At 74.7% G+C, this 17,589-nt stretch carries 11 protein-coding genes; 8 read left to right on the top strand and 3 right to left on the bottom strand.

Features of this window, described 5'->3' with window-relative positions:
- Positions 1–41: 41 nt before the first annotated feature.
- From mca to ACH495_RS30570, 3 genes are all read left to right on the top strand, one after another.
- Positions 42–923 carry a mycothiol conjugate amidase Mca gene (mca, locus tag ACH495_RS30580; protein ID WP_396861184.1) on the top strand — a complete coding sequence of 294 codons (882 nt, stop codon included), beginning with the start codon at positions 42–44 and terminating at the stop codon, positions 921–923.
- 48 nt (positions 924–971) lie between these two features.
- Positions 972–1,256 carry a hypothetical protein gene (locus tag ACH495_RS30575; protein WP_396861183.1) on the top strand — a complete coding sequence of 95 codons (285 nt, stop codon included), beginning with the start codon at positions 972–974 and terminating at the stop codon, positions 1,254–1,256.
- Between the two features lie 180 nt (positions 1,257–1,436).
- Positions 1,437–3,968: a putative bifunctional diguanylate cyclase/phosphodiesterase gene (locus ACH495_RS30570; RefSeq protein WP_396861182.1), complete on the top strand. Its 2,532-nt coding sequence runs from the start codon at positions 1,437–1,439 to the stop codon at positions 3,966–3,968.
- A 142-nt stretch (positions 3,969–4,110) separates the two neighbouring features.
- On the opposite strand, the gene ACH495_RS30565 is transcribed toward ACH495_RS30570, so the two are convergent.
- The gene (locus ACH495_RS30565; protein WP_396861181.1) at positions 4,111–5,136 is read right to left on the bottom strand and encodes a phosphatidylinositol-specific phospholipase C domain-containing protein; all 1,026 of its coding nucleotides are present in this window, start codon (positions 5,134–5,136) and stop codon (positions 4,111–4,113) included.
- A gap of 216 nt (positions 5,137–5,352) precedes the next feature.
- On the opposite strand from ACH495_RS30565, the gene ACH495_RS30560 reads away from it, so the two are divergent.
- The 4 genes from ACH495_RS30560 (at position 5,353) to purE (ending at position 10,088) form a co-directional block, all read left to right on the top strand.
- On the top strand, positions 5,353–6,243 hold the full coding sequence (locus ACH495_RS30560) for a hypothetical protein (protein WP_396861180.1): 891 nt from the start codon (positions 5,353–5,355) through the stop codon (positions 6,241–6,243).
- 84 nt (positions 6,244–6,327) lie between these two features.
- Positions 6,328–8,364, top strand: a complete 2,037-nt coding sequence (locus ACH495_RS30555; RefSeq protein ID WP_396861179.1) for a thioredoxin domain-containing protein — start codon at positions 6,328–6,330, stop codon at positions 8,362–8,364.
- 75 nt (positions 8,365–8,439) lie between these two features.
- Positions 8,440–9,600, top strand: coding sequence for a 5-(carboxyamino)imidazole ribonucleotide synthase (locus tag ACH495_RS30550; RefSeq protein ID WP_396861178.1), 1,161 nt, complete (start codon positions 8,440–8,442; stop codon positions 9,598–9,600).
- Positions 9,597–10,088 carry a 5-(carboxyamino)imidazole ribonucleotide mutase gene (purE, locus tag ACH495_RS30545; RefSeq protein ID WP_396861177.1) on the top strand — a complete coding sequence of 164 codons (492 nt, stop codon included), beginning with the start codon at positions 9,597–9,599 and terminating at the stop codon, positions 10,086–10,088. Before ACH495_RS30550 ends, purE begins: the two co-directional genes overlap by 4 nt.
- A gap of 314 nt (positions 10,089–10,402) precedes the next feature.
- Here purE and ACH495_RS30540 read toward each other — a convergent pair whose 3' ends face one another.
- Together ACH495_RS30540 and ACH495_RS30535 are read right to left on the bottom strand one after the other, a co-directional pair.
- A complete protein-coding gene (locus ACH495_RS30540) occupies positions 10,403–15,316 on the bottom strand; it encodes an SCO7613 C-terminal domain-containing membrane protein (protein ID WP_396861176.1) in 4,914 nt (1,637 codons plus the stop codon).
- Between the two features lie 160 nt (positions 15,317–15,476).
- Complete coding sequence (locus ACH495_RS30535) at positions 15,477–16,904, bottom strand: UDP-glucose dehydrogenase family protein (protein ID WP_396861175.1); 1,428 nt, start codon at positions 16,902–16,904, stop codon at positions 15,477–15,479.
- A 246-nt stretch (positions 16,905–17,150) separates the two neighbouring features.
- Between ACH495_RS30535 and ACH495_RS30530 the strand changes: the two genes are divergently transcribed.
- The coding region (locus tag ACH495_RS30530; RefSeq protein ID WP_396861174.1) for an acyl-CoA dehydrogenase family protein at positions 17,151–17,589 on the top strand (439 nt) is incomplete at its 3' end.

Raw genomic sequence — 17,589 nt, 5'->3', positions numbered from 1 at the left:
CGGGCGGGTCGACCGGTGGGCACAGACGAGGAGCGCCGAAGGTGGCAGAGCAACTGCGTCTCATGGCGGTGCACGCCCATCCCGACGACGAGTCGAGCAAGGGCGCCGCCACCATGGCGAAATACGTCGCCGAGGGGGTGGATGTCCTGGTCGTCACGTGCACCGGCGGCGAGCGGGGCAGCGTGCTGAACCCGAAGATGGACCGGCCGGACGTGTGGGCCAACATCGGCGACATCCGCCGGGCCGAGATGGACGCCGCCCGCGCGGTCCTCGGCGTCGAGCAGGCCTGGCTCGGCTTCGTCGACTCCGGGCTGCCCGAGGGCGACCCGCTCCCGCCGCTGCCGGACGGCTGCTTCGCGCTCCAGGAGGTGGACGTCGCCGCCGCGCCGCTGGTGCGGCTGATGCGGCAGTTCCGCCCGCACGTGGTCACCACGTACGACGAGGAGGGCGGCTACCCGCACCCGGACCACATCATGACCCACAAGGTCACCGTGGCCGCGTTCGAGGCGGCCGGCGACCCGGAGCGCCACCCGGAGCTGGGCGAGCCGTGGCAGCCGCTCAAGCTCTACTACGACGTCGGCTTCTCCCGGGCCAGGATCATGAGCCTGCACGAGGCGATGCTCGCCGCCGGCCACGAGTCGCCGTACGTCGAGTGGATGAAGCGCTGGGAGGAGCGCCCCGACAAGGGCGAGCGGATCACCACCCGGGTCGACTGCGCCGCCTACTTCCCGGTCCGCGACGACGCGCTGCGCGCCCACGCCACCCAGATCGACCCGGACGGGTTCTGGTTCCAGGTCCCGATGGACCTCCAGCAGCGCGCCTGGCCGACGGAGGACTTCCAACTCGCCCGTTCGCTGGTGGACAGCCCGCTCCCCGAGTCCGACCTGTTCGCCGGTGTGCGCGAGACGTGCCGTGCCCACTGACGTCGGCGCGGGCTACCCTGGTCGTCAGCCGCACATCGGAGGAACACCATGCTGACCACCGCCCAGGTGCTCGCGGAGAACAACTTCGGTGACACCCGCACGGGTGGTCTGGCCGGCCCGATGGGCCTCTTCCTCATCATCGCGCTGGCCACCGTCACCGTCCTGCTGATCCGCAACATGAACGCCCGGCTGCGCCGGCTGCCCGACCGGTTCCCGGCCCAGGCCGAGCCGGGTCGGGTCGACGCGGCAGTCGTCGATCCGACAGACGGGGTCGTCGAGCAGGATTCACCGACGAATACTCCCAACGGCCCCCAGCAGCGCCGCAACAGCTGAACACCGCGTGAATCACGCCCAAGCCGGTCGTCGACCCCTGTTGCGACCACCGGCTTTGGCTTAGCCTTCCGCCGGGGGGACCGTCAGGCCCCGGACCCTGCGCGGAAGGGGGGCGCCGATGTCGAGGACAGCAACCGGCCCCGACCGTGCCCCGATTCCGGGCCCCCGCGAGGCGGGGCCGTGACCTCCGAACCGGCCGACCGTCCCTCCGACCGGCTCGGCCTGCGCGGCACGCCGCTGAGCGTCGTGCTGCTGACCGCCGCGGTCGCGGTCACCGCGCTGCTGGCGGCGGTGCTCGGTCTCGCCGTACCGGCGAACCTGCCGGCGGGTGACCCGCTGCCGGGGCCGGCGCGGTTCGCCCTCGCCGCGGTCGCGTTCGCCGTCGCCCAGCTCGCCCGCCTGCGTTTCCGCACCGCGGCGGGCATGGTCAGCATCACCTGGGGCGAGGCCGCGCTGGTGGTCTGCCTCTGGCTGGTGCCCGCCGGCTGGCTCCCGGGCGCGGCGCTGCTCGGCGCCGGTGCCGCGTGGACCGCCATGTCGCTGGTCGCCGACCGCCGACCGGTGCTGGAGCTGGTCCGCATCGCCGGCTCGCTCACCGCCGCCACCGCGCTCGCCGGCGCGGTCGCGAGCGCCCTCGGCCGGCCGCTGCTCGCCGCGCCGACCCCGGAACTGGCCCTGGCGCTGAGCGTCGGCGCGGTGACCTACCTGCTCACCACCGCCTGGCTGGGCGCCGCCACGATCGCCCTGCGGCACGGCATCCCGATCGGGCCGCCGCTGCTGGCCGCGCTGCGCGGCAAGCTGCCCATGTTCGTCGGCAACGTCGCCGTCGGCCTGGTGGTGGTCGCGCTGCTCGAACTCGACGCGCGCTGGCTGCTGCTCCTGCCGCCGCCGCTGTGGCTGCTCCAGCAGACCTACCGGCACCGGCTCCGGGCCGATCAGGAACGACGGACCTGGCGGGCGTTCGCCGAGGCCACCGCCGCGCTCAACCAGCTCGACGAACGCGGCGTCGCGACCGCCGCGGTGACCGGCGCGCTCACCCTGTTCGGGGCCGAGCTGGTGGAGGTGGACGTGGCGCGCGGGGAGGGGCGCTGGCGCCGCTACCGGGCCGACCGCGGCGGCCAGGTGCGGGACGTCGAGGTGGACCCGACCGCGGAGCCCGGCGCGGGCGAGCACGAGCTGGTCCGGCGGCTCGCCGTGGGCACCGTCGAGGTGGGTCGGCTGCGGGTGCGCTTCGCCCGTTCCGCCCCGCCCAGCCACGCCGAACGCGACGGCGTGGCCGCGTTCTCCGACGCCCTGGCCGCCGCCCTGCACGACGCCGCGACCCACCGCGAGCTGCGGCTGGTCACCGCCCGCTCGTCGTACGAGGCGGTGCACGACCAGCTCACCGGGCTGCTCAACCGGGCGGCGCTGCTGGCCCGGGGCGACCAGGCGCTGCGGCAGCGCCCGCACGACCACCCGGTGGCCCTGCTGCTGCTGGACGTCAACCAGTTCAAGGAGGTCAACGACACGCTCGGGCACGCCGCCGGTGACGAGCTGCTGCGGCTGACCGCCAACCGGCTGGCCGTGCTGACCCGACCGGGCGACCTGCTCGGGCGGCTCGGCGGCGACGAGTTCGCGCTGCTGCTGACCTCGGTCCCGGTGATCGACGACCGGACGGCCCCGCTGGCGTACGCGCTGCGTCAGGCCCGGGAGGTCGCCGAGCGGCTCGCCGCCCCGACGGAGGTGGCCGGCGTACGGATGTCGGTCGAGGTGGCGGTCGGCGTGGTGGTGGCCGACGCGGGCGCCGCCGACCTGACCGAGCTGCTGCGTCGCGCCGACATCGCGATGTACCAGGCCAAGGAGGGTGGCGGCAGCGTCGCCGCGTACGACAGTTCCCGGGACGCGGCCAGCACCGACCACCTGGCGTTGCTCGCGGAGCTGCGGGAGGCCCTGGCCGCCGACGACCAGCTCGTGCTGGCGTTGCAGCCGGCGGTGGACCTGGCCACCGGCGCGCCGACCGGGGTGGAGGCGTTGATCCGGTGGCGGCACCCGCGCCGGGGCTGGCTGGGCCCGTCCGACTTCATCCGGCCGGTGGAGAACAGCGAGCAGCTCGGCAGCTTCACCCGCTACGTGCTGGACAAGGCGCTCGCGGTGGCCGCCGAGTGGGCGCGGGAAGGGCTGGACGTCCCGATCTCGGTGAACCTGTCGGCGCGCAGCCTGCTCGACCCGCGGCTGCCCACCGAGATCGAGGAGGCGCTGCGCCGGCACCAGGTCCCGCCGCGCCGGCTGGTCCTGGAGATCACCGAGACGGTGGTGATGAGCGAGCTGGAGGTCATCGACGAGGTGCTGGCCACGCTGCGGGCGATGGGCGTGCAGCTCGCCGTGGACGACTTCGGCACCGGCTTCTCGTCGCTGACGTTCCTGACCCGCATCGCGGTCGACGAGTTGAAGGTGGACCGCTCCTTCGTGATCCGGATGGCCGACTCGCCGGAGGCGGCGGCGATCGTGCGTACCACCGTCGGGCTCGCCCACGAGCTGGGGCTGCGGGTGGTGGCCGAGGGGGTGGAGACCGCCGAGCAGCGCACCGCGCTGGCGGAGCTGGGCTGCACCGCCGCCCAGGGCTACCACTTCTTCAAGCCGATGCCGGCGGACAAGATCGGCGCGGTGCTCGGGTCGCTGCGCGACACCGCTCGCGGCAACGTCTTCCCGCTACGCGCCGACGGCGCCTCCTGACCCACCCACCCTCCCCCCTCACCCCCCTCCCTCTGTCGCAGATTCACGGAAAGAGTGGCCATCCGGGCCCGGATAGCCACTCTTTCCGTGAAACAGGGCGCGTCGGGGTGAGGGGTGAGGGGGTGAGGGGGTGGGTGAGGGGTCAGCCTCGGGGGAGGACGTCGTCGAGGACCGCCGGCAGCGTGGACCAGTCGGCGGAGGCGATGGTGGCGTGCGCGCGGGCGAGTTGGGCCACCCGGGCCGCCGCCGCGTCGGCGTCACCGACACCGACGGCGGGCGGGACGTTCTGCGCGTCGGTCATCACCAGCAGGTAGTGGTTCGTGTCGTACCAGGCGGTGTCGATGCCGCCGGTGACGTACGCCGAGGCGTCGCCGTCGAACAGCACGAACCACTGTCGCAGCGCCGGATCCGCGTACCGGGCTCGGGGGTCGCCGGCCTGGGCCCGGTGCACGGCCGGGAACGCGCGGGCGGTGCCGAGCGTGCCGGCCGCGGCCAGGCCGGCCAGGTGGCGGGCGTACTCCACGTCGGTCCAGAGCGTGTCGGTCGGGTTGCCCTCCTCGACGGTGCCGGGGATCAGCTCGACGATCACCTTCCCGGCGAGCTGCGCCCGGGTGGGCCAGGCGTCCGCGCGGGCGGCGGCGTCCAGGCTGGGCTGGCCGGCGAGCAGGTCGGCCGGGCGGAACACCCGGTCGCCGAGCCGGGCCGCGAGCACCGCGTCGAGCTGGGCCGGCCCCTGCCCGGTACGGCCGCTGAAGCCGGTCTTGAGTTCCAGTTTGAGGATCAACGGGCCGGCCTCGGGGTGGGCGCCCAACCAGAGTCGGATGTCGTCCAGGCAGTGCTCCAGGTTCTTGTTGCGGGTGCCGGTGTAGAGCTGGGCGGCGCTGGTGGCGGCCACGCAGTTGTTGTCGTTGCCGAGCGGGTTGCCGTGGCTGACCCGCCACTGTCGGGTGAGCACGTCCGGCCAGACGTCCAGTTCGATCAGGCCGGGTCGGGCGTCGAGCGCCTGGGCCAGGTAGGTGTAGGTGCCGCGCTCGTACGTGTTGTGGATCCCCACCGCGGTGGTGGCGGACCAGCGGGTCTCCGGTGGCACCGCGGCGGAGGCGGCGGCGGGGGTCAGCGCGGCGCCGGCGAGGGCGGCGAGGGCGAGCAGGGCGGGGAGTCTGCGCATGGACCGTCTCCTTCGGACGTACCGGCGGTGGGCGACGCCGGGCATATGCCGATTCAAATAGACCGAAGTGAATAACGGAAGGACGGTCCGTGGCGGGGCGTCGGGCTGCCGACATCCCGTCGGTGCGGGGCAGCGGGGGTGACTGGTCGGCCCTAGTCTGCTGGCACGGTGGGCGCGACGGGCGTCCCCGTTGACGTCCACACGGGGAGGACGACGATGACACGTTCCTGGCGACGGGTTCTGCTCGCCGCGACCATGGCACTGACCGCCGGTGCCGCCGGCCTGGTCGCTTCCGCCCCGGCGCAGGCCCGCCCGGTGGAGTCCTGGTCGTTCAGCGTCACCGGTGAGCCCGGTGACCCGATCACCGCCGGCAACTCCTACTCCTACAGCTCCGCCACCACCACTCCGGGCGACGAGACGAGCGCGTCGGGCTGGAACGCGCAGCAGTTCCAGATGACTTCGTCGAACTACCCCGACGGCACCTGGGACCTCGCTGTCACGGCCCCGGCCGCGCTGAAGGCGGGCGACACCTACCAGAACGTCGGGCAGCCGGACTACGAGAACCACCAGGCGGGCATCCGGCTCTCCAACGACGGCTGGGGGCGCTCCTGCGCGCAGAGCACCGGTTCGTTCACCGTCCTCGATGCGGCCTGGGGCCCGTTCGACTACGTCGAGCGCTTCGACGCCACCTTCGAGATCCGCTGCGAAGGGGCGACCGGCGGTCTGCGCGGTGAGATCCACATCTCGAACCCGCCGCCGGTGCCGGCGCAGGAGGTCACGCTGACCGTCAACCCGGCGGCCACGGTGAACAGCAAGGGCATCGCCACCATTCGCGGCACGATCACCTGCACCCGGGCGGACACCTTCGACATCGCCGGCGAACTGGTCCAGCAGCAGAGGAAGGCGGGCACCGTCCGGGCCAACTTCTCGCCGTACATCCCGTGCGTCCCGGGCCAGGAGGTGCCCTGGTCGGCCACCACCTATCCGGCCGACGTGACGTTCCAGCGCGGCACCGCGCAGGCGGTCAGCGAGATCACCGTCCGCGACTTCGAATACTGGAACGAATACACGGTGACGGACACCTCGACGCTCACGCTGACCCGGTGACCTGCCGGCCGGGTCGGGGCGTGGTCCCGACCCGGCCGGTCCACTCGCGGCGCGGGGGCGTCGCGCGCTCGCTATGGTCGGATGGTGAATCGACTCGCCCAGGCCACCTCGCCCTACCTGCTCCAGCACGCCGACAACCCGGTCGACTGGTGGCCCTGGTGCGACGAGGCGTTCGCCGAGGCGAAACGGCGCGACGTGCCGGTGCTCATCTCGGTCGGCTACGCGGCCTGCCACTGGTGCCACGTGATGGCCCACGAGTCGTTCGAGAACGAGGCCGTGGCCCGCCTCATGAACGACGACTTCGTCTGCGTCAAGGTCGACCGCGAGGAGCGCCCCGACGTCGACGCCGTCTACATGACCGCCACCCAGGCGATGACCGGCCAGGGCGGCTGGCCGATGACGGTCTTCGCCACCCCGGACGGCACCCCGTTCTTCTGCGGCACCTACTTCCCCCGGGCCAACTTCGTCCGGCTGCTCGGCTCGGTCGCCGCCGCCTGGCGGGACCAGCGCGAGGAGGTGCTGCGGCAGGGCGCCGCCGTGGTCGAGGCGATCGGCGGCGCCCAGGCCGTCGGCGGCGTGACCGCCCCGCTCACCGCCGAACTGCTCGACGGCGCCGCCGCCCAGCTCGCCCGGGAGTACGACGAGACGAACGGCGGCTTCGGCGGCGCGCCGAAGTTCCCGCCGCACATGAACCTGCTCTTCCTGCTCCGGCACCACCGGCGCACCGGGTCGGCGCGCAGCCTGGAGATCGTCCGGCACACCGCCGAGGCGATGGCCCGCGGCGGCCTGAACGACCAGCTCGCCGGCGGCTTCGCCCGCTACTCGGTGGACGGCCACTGGACCGTGCCGCACTTCGAGAAGATGCTCTACGACAACGCGCTGCTGTTGCGTGTCTACACCCAGCTCTGGCGGCTCACCGCCGACAAGCTGGCCCGCCGGGTGGCCCGCGACACCGCCCGGTTCCTCGCCGACGAGCTGCACCGGGCCGGCGAGGGCTTCGCCTCGGCACTGGACGCGGACACCGAGGGCGTCGAGGGGCTCACCTACGTCTGGACGCCGGCCCAGCTCATCGAGGTGCTGGGCGAGGACGACGGCCGGTTCGCCGCCGACCTGTTCACCGTCACCGAGGCGGGCACCTTTGAGGAAGGGGCCAGCGTGTTGAAGCTGGCCCGGGACGTGGACGACGCCGACCCGGCGGTACGGACCCGCTGGCGGGACGTGGTGGGCCGGCTGCTGGCCGCTCGGGACACGCGCCCGCAACCGGCGCGCGACGACAAGGTGGTGGCCGCCTGGAACGGCCTGGCGATCACCGCCATCGCGGAGTTCCAGCAGGTCGCTGCGCTCCACGCGTCGCCGGAGGATGAGGACGCGAACCTGATGGAGGGCGTGGTCATCGTCGCCGACGGGGCGATGCGCGACGCCGCCGAGCACCTGGCGGCCGTGCACCTGGTGGACGGCCGGCTGCGCCGGGTGTCCCGGGACGGTGTGGTCGGCGAGCCGGCCGGGGTGCTGGAGGACTACGGCTGCGTGGCGGAGGCGTTCTGCGCGCTGCACCAGCTCACCGGCGAGGGGCGGTGGCTGGCGCTCGCCGGTGAGCTGCTCGACGTGGCGCTGGCCCGGTTCGCGGCGCCGGACGGCGGCTTCTACGACACCGCCGACGACGCCGAGCGGCTGGTGACCCGGCCGGCCGACCCGACCGACAACGCGACCCCGTCGGGCCGGTCGGCGATCGTCGCGGCGCTGGTCGGGTACGCGGCGTTGACCGGGGAGACCCGCTACCGGGAGGCGGCCGAGAAGACGCTGTCGACCGTCGCGCCGATCGTCGACCGGCACGCCCGGTTCACCGGCTACGCCGCCACGGTCGGCGAGGCGCTGCTCTCCGGGCCGTACGAGATCGCGGTGGTGACCGACGACCCGGCGGGTGACCCGCTGGTGGCCGCCGCGCACCGGCACGCCCCGCCCGGCGCGGTGGTGGTCGCCGGCGCCCCGGACCAGCCCGGCGTGCCGCTGCTGGCCGACCGGCCGCTGGTCGACGGGCGACCGACCGCGTACGTCTGCCGGGGGTTCGTCTGCCAGCGGCCGGTGACCTCGGTCGAGGAGCTGGTCGCCCAGCTCGGCTGAGGTCGTGACGATGCTGGTGGGACGCGCCGCCCTCGCGGTCGGGCCCGCCGTCGGCCCGGCTAGGCTGGCGGCGCTATGGACTCCCGTACCGGACTCCCCGTCGTCGGCATGGTGGGTGGCGGCCAACTGGCCCGGATGACCCACCAGGCCGCCATCGCCCTTGGTCAGTCGCTGCGCGTGCTGGCGCTTGCCCCGGACGACGGCGCGGCGCTCGTCGCCGCCGACGTCCAGTACGGCGACCACACCGACCTGACCGCGCTGCGCACGTTCGCGAAGGGCTGCGACGTGGTCACGTTCGACCACGAGCATGTGCCCAACGACCACATCCGCGCGCTGGCCGCCGAGGGCGTGAAGCTGTTCCCGCCGGCCGAGGCGCTGGTGCACGCGCAGGACAAGCGGGTGATGCGGGAGCGGCTCGCCGAGCTGGGCGCGCCGAACCCGGCCTGGCGTCCGGTGGAGTCGCCCGCCGACCTGGTCGGGTTCGGCGAGGAGACCGGCTGGCCGGTGGTGCTCAAGGCCGCCCGGGGCGGTTACGACGGGCGGGGCGTCTGGCTGGTGGACGGCTCCGACCAGGCCGCCGAGCTGGCCGCCACGCTACTCGACGGCGGCACGCCGCTGCTGGTCGAGGAGCGGGTGGCGTTGCGCCGGGAGCTGGCCGTGCAGGTCGCCCGGTCGCCGTTCGGGCAGGTCGCCGCGTACCCGGTGGTGGAGACGGTGCAGCGCGACGGCATCTGCGTCGAGGTGCTGGCGCCCGCGCCCGACCTGCCCGAGGAGCGGGCGGTGGCCGCGCAGCAGCTCGCCATCGACCTGGCCACCGCGCTCGGCGTGGTCGGGCTGCTCGCGGTGGAGTTGTTCGACACGCCCACCGGGCTGGTGGTCAACGAGCTGGCCATGCGTCCGCACAACTCGGGCCACTGGACCATCGAGGGTGCGCGCACCTCGCAGTTCGAGCAGCACCTGCGTGCGGTGCTCGACTACCCGATGGGGGACACGTCGCTCACCGCGCCGGTCGTGGTGATGGCGAACGTGCTCGGCGGTGAGCCGGGCGGGATCTCGATCGACGAGCGGCTGCACCACCTGTTCGCGGCCGAGCCGGGTGCCAAGGTCCACCTGTACGGCAAGCAGGTGCGGCCGGGCCGCAAGATCGGGCACGTCACGGTGCTCGGCACCGACCTGGCCGAGGTACGGGCCCGGGCCGCGCGCGCGGCGCGGTGGCTTCAGGAGGGACGCGCATGAGCACCGTCGGGCTGATCATGGGCAGTGACTCGGACTGGCCGACCATGCGGGCCGCCGCCGAGGCGCTGGACGAGTTCGGCGTGCCGCACGAGGTCGGCGTGGTCTCGGCGCACCGCACCCCGCTGAAGATGATCGAGTACGGCCGGGAAGCCGCCGGTCGTGGCGTGCGCGTGATCATCGCGGGCGCGGGCGGGGCCGCCCACCTGCCCGGCATGGTCGCCTCGGTCACCCCGCTGCCGGTGATCGGTGTGCCGGTGCCGCTGAAGTATCTGGACGGCATGGACTCGCTGCTGTCCATCGTGCAGATGCCGGCCGGCGTGCCGGTCGCGACCGTGTCGATCGGCAACGCCCGCAACGCCGGGCTGCTCGCGGTACGCATCCTGGGCGCCTCCGATCCGGCGCTGCGCGACCGGATGGCCGCCTACCAGGCGAGCCTGGAGGATCTGGTCGCCGAGAAGGATGCGGCGCTGCGCGCCTCGCTGGCCTGACCGCCCGCAGTTCACGCACGCTGCGTGTCGGCCGCCATTGTTGCTGAGCGTGAGCGGCGATGGCCGGCGTGGTCGTCGCCTGTCGCCCCCTTTGCTCTGCAGCCATTGACGCAGCACCGCGTTGACCTGCGGGGACGTCTTAGCCTGCGGCGGGCAGCCCGGCGATGGCTTGCCACGCAGGGTGACTGCTGCGTCCGTGGCTGCAGAGCAAAGGCGGCATCCTGCGGTCGGGTCCACCGGCGGTTCCGGCACGGAAAGTAACCGCCGTTGCGGTCGGGTGATCAGCGGGCGGCGGGCGGGTGCGCCGCCCCCCGTCACCGCATGCCGCGCAGCGCGGTCTGCAGGCGTTCCTGGGCGCGGCGGCGGCGCTCGTTGCTGGCGCCGAGCACCAGCAGGACGATGCCGACCGGGATCAGCACCAGCCACGGGCCGAGACTGAACAGCGCGTGCACCGCGGCCACCGCGGTCACCGTCGCGCCCACGATCACCGGTGCCTGCTGCCGGCTCGTCGAGCCGAAGATCAGCACCGCCACGGCGCCGAGCAGCAGCAACACCTGGCGCAGCATGCTGGAGTCGGTGGCCACCACGATCGCCAGCGTGGGCAGGAACGCGGTCACCAGCGCCGGCCCGTACGCCACCCAGCTCGACAGGTCGGGCCGGTGGCGCAGTTGCAGCACGCCGACCAGCAGGGCCAACGCGGCGAACGGCAGGGTGTAGGCCTCGGGCAGCGCCACGTCGGCCACCCACATCAGGATCCACCAGGCGGTGATCTCGCAGGCCACCACCGCCCAGAACAGCAGGTTCCGCTCGAACGGGCGGCGTCCCGGCCGGCTGGCCGCCACCCCGAGGACCGCACCCCAGGCGGCCAGCAACGCCGCGATGTGCCGGGGCGAGTCGTACGCCAGGGCCAGCGCGATGAGCGCCGCCGCGTACCCGCTCCACTCGACGGTGGCCGCCTCCCGGTACGCCTCGGGCCGGCGCAGCCGGGGCAGCGTGGCGGCGAACACCTGCAACGCCGCCCCCACCGCGAGCACCCCGAACGCCGACCACACCGCGGCGAGCCCGGCCACCAGCCCCACAGTGAGCACGAAGAGCTGGGCCATCAGCGAGGCGAACAGCCAGCCGAGGATGCGGGCCCGCTGCGTGGTGCCGAAGAAGGCGGCGATCGCGCCCACACCGACCGCGCTGCCCAACGTGATCAGGGTGAGGTCACGGGTGGCGAGAGCACCGGCGAGCCCGGCGCCGCCGGCGGCCAGACCGATGACGAAGACCAGCACCCGGGCGACCCGGATCGAGCGGCCCGGCTCGGCCAGTGCCGGCGGCGGGGTCAGCGCCAGCCCCAGCATCGAGATGGTGAACACCACCAGCCCCGCCTCCGCGGTCACCGGCCAGCCCTGGCCCAGCGCCACCGGCGTGATCAGCAGCGTGAGGGCCGCCCCGGGCAGGACCACCGGCACCGCCCGGGACCGGCGACCGCCGCTGAACCCGGTCGCGGCCAGCGCCGCGGTAGCGGTGAGCAGCAGCGCGGTGAGCACGTGGGTCGGATCCACCGCCTCCGGCGGCGGGGTGAGCAGCTCCGGTGGCGGCCCCTGCCACACCCGGCCCAGCACCACGAACGTCGAGAACAGCGCCACCACCAGCGACGGCGCCAGGGTGACCAGCGCCAGCGCGGTGGGCAGCGCCGCCGCGGCCAGCGCGCCGGCCGCCGGGCTGACCCGCCACCGCAGCTCGGTGGGCTGGTCCGGGTCCCGGCGCAGTGCCCCGTTCAGCAGCACCGACCAGCGGCGTACCGGCCGGGCCGAGCCGACCGGCGGGACGGTGGCCGCCCGGATCAGCTCGGCGAGCACACCGAGCAGTGCCGCGGCGGCGGCGAACACGCCGGCGGGCAGCCGGACGAGCAGGGCGGCGACCGCCGTGACGGTGCCCGCACCGACCACTGCCACGCTGGCGTACGGCAGGTACTGCGGCACCTGCCGGCGGACCGCCGCCACCACGGCCAGGCCGATGCTGGCGGCCGCCAGCGCGGCGGTGAGCACCACCTGCGCGGGGCGGCCGAACTCGACCGACAGGGCGGCCACCGCGCCGGGCAGGGCGAGCAGGGCCGACCCGGCCGCCGCGCCGCCCACCTGGACCAGGTGCGGCGGCATGCCTTCGGCGCGGACGTCCTCCACCAGCGCCGGCGCGAACGCCCGGGCCAGGACGGCCACCGTCACCCCGATCAACGCGATGCTGCTCAACGCCAACGCGGTGGTCCAGGGCCGGACCAGGCCGGCGCCGGTGGCGTGCAACGCCACCACGCCGGCCACGGTCGCCCGGGACAGCGCGGCCCTCGGGTCCGTCGCGGCCACCGCCGCCATCCCGTAGACCGCGGCCACCATGGTGCCCACCAGCACCGGTGACCACCAGGGCAGGTCGAACGCGGCCGGCGCGCCCACGGTGGCGAGCACCGCGCACACCCCCGAGACGTCGTACTTCCAGGGCGGCGGCAGCAGGACGGCGGCGGTCGCCGCCAGCAGCGCCAACGTGATCGGCGCCTGCCAGGTCGCCCCGCCGGTCGGCGCCGCCGGCCAGCCGCTCAGGTCCCCGGCCCAGATCGGGCCGGGGGTGGCCAGCACGCCGACCCCGCCGCGCAGCGCGCTCCAGGCGGCGACGAGACCGATCAGCGTGCCACCCGCGGCGATGCCGAGGATCGGGCCGCGCCGCCACTCCTCCGGCAGAGCCCGGGCCGCGACGGCCACCACCAGCACCAGCGCGGCGGCCACCACGAGCTGGCCGCCGGGCGCGAGCACGGCGGCGATCCGCACCAGCGTGGCGACCAGCGCCACCGTGGTGGCGGCGAGCGCCAGGTCGGAGCCGTCGAGCGACATGTCGGCGCGACGCCCGGCGTCGATCCGCGGCGCCGCCGCCAGCAGCCCGGCGGCGATCAGCAGCAGGCCGCCCACCCAGGCGTCCGCCGAGGTGGCGCCGGGCGCGAAGAACCCGGCGGCGGCGACGGCCACCGCGCCGAGCACGGTGCCCAGCGCGTGCGGCATGCTGAGCTGCCGCTGCGCCACCTGGACCAGGGCGGCGTAGGCGAGCGTCACGCACACGCCGAGGAAGCTCGCCGCGAGGATCGGCACGGTGATCTCGCGCAGGTTGGCCGGGGTGGGCGCCGGCGGGGTCGGCACGGTGGCGGCGACGAACGCGGCCACCGCGCCGGGCAGCGCGAACGCCGCGCCACCGGCCGCCCAGGCGCAGACCGTGTCCGTCGCGGCGGCGGCGATCCGGACCCGGGGCGCGAGCGAGACCAGCGCCCCGGCCAGGAAGAGCAGCGTCAACGCGGCGGCGGTGAGCGCGGGCCGGGCCAGCGCGGCGCCGGCGCCGGTCAGCCCCAGCCCGGCCGCGGTCACCGCGTGCACCACTGCGGCGCGTTCCGTGCCGGCGGTGAGCCCGAGCACCCCGACGGCGACCGCGGTCAGCAGCATCGGCCAGCAGGCCGTCGCCCAGCCCAGACCGAGCGAGGCCGGCACGGCGAGCGCGGTGAGCGCGGCGCCGACCACCGCGAACTCGCGCCGGATCGTGGTGGGCAGCGCGACCACGGCGGCGACGGTGAGCAGCAGGGCGCTGGCGGCGAGCTGCCAGCCGGTCGGACCGACCGCCCGGGCCAGCTCGGCGTGCCACCCGCTCAGGTCGGCGGACCAGGCGGGCAGCGCCGCCCGGACCGGGGCCAGCCCGGCGCGCAGCGCGCCAACGGCGACCACCAGGCCGCTGACCGTCAACGCCACCGCGGAGGCGAGCTGCGGGCCCCGGCGGGCCGTCTCCGGCATGGCCCGCACGGCCAGCCCGGTGAGCGCGATGACCGCGGCGATCAGCAGCAGGGACCGGCCGGGCAGCGCCACCGAGGCGACCCGGCCGAGCGCGCCGATGACCGCGAGCGTGAGGATGCCGGCGCCCACGTCGGGCAGCGGCGGCCGGCGCAGCACCAGCGTGCCGGCCAGCGCCGTCAGCGCGGCGAGCAGCAGCACCGCGCTCGCGCCGGCGGCGGCCGGCACGGTGGTGGCGCGCAGCAGGGCGGTGACCGCGTACGCCAGGGCGAGCGCCACCGCCGCGCCGTGCAGCAGCCAGGTCAGCTCGCGCAGCCACGGCACCGGCCGGGCCGGCGTGACGGTGGCCGGACCGGACGGCGGCTCGCCGCCGAGCACCTCGGCGGACTCCTCCGGCGCCGACTCGGGCCGGTCGTCGTCGGCGCGCTGCCGGGACGGGGCGGGCGCCGTCGGGGCGGTGGGGGGCAGGTCCGTCCGGACCGGCCGTTCGCGCACCACCGAGGACCGGGCCAGCGCCAGGTCCAGCACGGCCACCGCGGTGAGCACCAGCGCCCAGCCGGTCGGCCCGCTGACCCGCTCGTACGCGAGCAGCGGCAGCACCGGTTGGGCGGCCAGCACGGTGGCGAAGCGGGGCGCGCGCAGCCCGGTGCCGTACGCGTAGCCGACCGCGACCACGGTGGTGACCAGGAAGATCGCGCCGGCGAACGCGGCACCCGAGGTGCCGCCGCCGATCCGGTCCACGGCCCAGACCGCGTACCCGGCCAGCGGCACCAGCAGCAGCCCGACCGCGGCGATGGTCTCGGCGGTCGAGGTGAGCCCGCGGCGGGCCAGCACCGGCGGGGCGAGCAGCATCAGCACGGTCGCGACCAGCAGCACACCGAGCCGGGCGAGCGCGTCCATCGAGCTGGTGGCGACCGCCGCGAAGACCACCGCCGCGACGCCGAGCAGCAGCGCGCCCAGCCCGAGGGGGATGTTCTGCACCTCGCGCGAGGACGCCTCCGGCGGGTGCTCCGGGTCGTCCACGTCGAGCCACTGCGGCCGGCCGCGGGGCGGCGACGGCGGAAGGTCGTCCGGCGCGGGCGGCGGGGTGCCCTGCCGGGGCACCCGGGGCGGCGCGCCGGTGGCGGCGGTGGGCGGCCGGCGGCCGGGTCGCCGCCGCAGCACCCGCCGGGGCCGGGTGGCCTGCTTGACCCGTTCCTCGCCGGCGTGCGCCAGGATGTCGCGCTGGAAGAGCGCGGCCTGCATCTTGGCGGCGATCTGCCGTTGCTCACGGGCGATCTCGGCGTCCCGGGCCTTCATCTCGGCGATCGACCGCTCGATGTCGGCCAGGTGCTCGGCCCACTGGGGCTGCTCCGCGCCGCAGTGCGGACAGACGGCGGCGGGCTTGATCTCCCGCCCGCACGAGGCGCACCTGAAGCTCTCCACGACCGTCTCCCGTCCGCCTGTGCCCTCGCACTGTGGACCTCCAGAGGCAGCATGCCTTGACCGGGCCGGGATTTCGACAGTTGCCGGCGCGTTCCGGACAACAAAAAGGACCGGCCGGCCGGGGAAGCGCTCCCCGGCCGGCCGACCCGGCGTCGATCGGTCAGGGACGGCCCAGGCCGCGGTACTCCCAGCCGGCCTGCGTCCACAGTGTCGAATCGAGGCAGTTGCGCCCGTCGACGACCCGCCGGCCGTTTGCCAACTCACCCAGGGCCACCGGGTCGGCGTTGCGGAACTCGGCCCACTCGGTGAGCACGCAGACCAGGTCGGCGCCCTGGACGGCGTCGTTCATGGTCTCCTCGTAGGCCAGGCCGGGCACCGCGCGGCGCGCGTTCTCGATCCCCTGCGGGTCGAAGACGTGCACGTCGGCGCCGGCCTTGCCGAGCAGCGCGGCCACCGCGAGGGCGGGGGCGTCGCGTACGTCGTCGGTGTTGGGCTTGAAGGTCGCGCCGAGCACCGCGATCCGGGTGCCGGAGAGGTCCGGGCCGGCCGGCCCGGAGCGGCGGCTGAGCAGCTCGGCGGCGAGCTGCACCACCCGGGTACGCCGGCGCAGGTTGATCAGGTCGACCTCGTGCAGGAAGCGCAGTGCCTCGCCGGCGCCCAGCTCCTGGGCGCGGGCCTGGAAGGCGCGGATGTCCTTGGGCAGGCAGGCGCCGCCGAAGCCGAGCCCGGCCTGGAGGAAGCGGTTGCCGATGCGCGGGTCGTACCCGATCGAGCGGGCGAGCTGGGTGACGTCGCCGCCGGCGGCCTCGCAGACCTCGGCCATCGCGTTGATGAACGAGATCTTGGTGGCCAGGAACGCGTTCGCGGCGACCTTGACCAGCTCGGCGGTGGCGAAGTCGGTGACCACCAGGGGCACCTCGCGGTCCTCGGTGGCGGCCAGGTCGAAGACGCCCTTGTGGGCGGCGAAGAGCATGCCGTTGGCCCATTCGCTCTTGACGCCGACGACGATCCGGTTGGGGCGCAGCACGTCGTCGACGGCGAAGCCCTCCTGGAGGAACTCCGGGCTCCACGCCACCTCGACGCCGAGGTCGACCGGCGTGTGCTTGCCGACCAACTGCTCCACCCACTCGGCGGTGCCCACCGGCACGGTGGACTTGCCGACGATCAGCGCCTTGCGGGTCAGGTGCTGGGCGAGGCTGGTCACGGACGCCTCGACGTACGACAGGTCGGCGCCCATGCCGTCGGCCCGCTGCGGGGTGCCGACGCAGATGAAGTGCACGTCGCCGAAGTCGGCGGTCTCCTGGATGTCGGTGCTGAAGCGCAGCCGCCCGGCGGCCAGGTTGCGGCGGAGCAGCTCGTCGAGGCCGGGCTCGTGGATCGGCACCTCACCGGCGTTCAGCTTGGCGATCTTGTCGGCGTCGACGTCGAAGCCGAGCACCTCGTAGCCCAGCTCGGCGTAGCAGATGGCGTACGTCGCACCGAGGTAACCGGTGCCGAGGAAGGTCACCCGGGGCCGGGCCGCGCCGGAGGGCGGGGTCACCGCGGCGATGGCGGGCATCGGCTGGGAGTTCGGGTACGGGATCGTCACGCCTGTCTTCTCCGCTCGCACTGGCGGCGCATCCTCGCGTCGCATTCGGCTGGGCGCCTAGGCCGGGCACCGAGGGAAACTTGATTCTCGTGTGAGGGTAGTGGGTCGGGTTGCCGCCGCCCGGGCGCGAGCCTACCCGCCGGTAAGGTCCGGTCGGGGCCCGGTGGCTATTCTTCAGTCTGCGGCAGTCGGCGGCCCCCGGGCGGCCCGGACTGCGCACGACAGCGGTGGAAGGGGAGGGCCGACATGGCCGCAGAGCAGTCGTTCGACGTCTACCGGTTGCCGGAGGAGCACGAGGCGATCCGGGAGGCGGTCCGTGAGGTCTGTGCGGCGAAGGTGGCACCGCACGCCGCTGAGGCGGATGAGACAGGTGAGTTTCCCAAGGCGTCCTACGACGCCCTGCGAGCGGCCGACTTCCACGCCCCGCACGTCCCGGCGGAGTACGGCGGCGCCGGCGCGGACGCGCTGGCCACGGCCATCGTGATCGAGGAGGTGGCGCGGGCGTGCGCCTCGTCCTCGCTGATCCCGGCGGTCAACAAGCTGGGCACCATGCCGCTGCTGCTGGCCGGCTCCGAGGAGCTGAAGCGGAAATACCTGACGCCGGTCGCATCGGGTGACGCGATGTTCTCCTACTGCCTCTCCGAGCCGGAGGCGGGCAGTGACGCGGCGTCGATGACCACCCGGG

Source organism: Micromonospora sp. NPDC018662 (assembly GCF_044391475.1).
Taxonomy (GTDB): Bacteria; Actinomycetota; Actinomycetes; order Mycobacteriales; family Micromonosporaceae; genus Micromonospora.
Note: the sequence above shows the minus strand (reverse complement) of the source record. Positions and strands in the feature narration are given on the sequence as shown.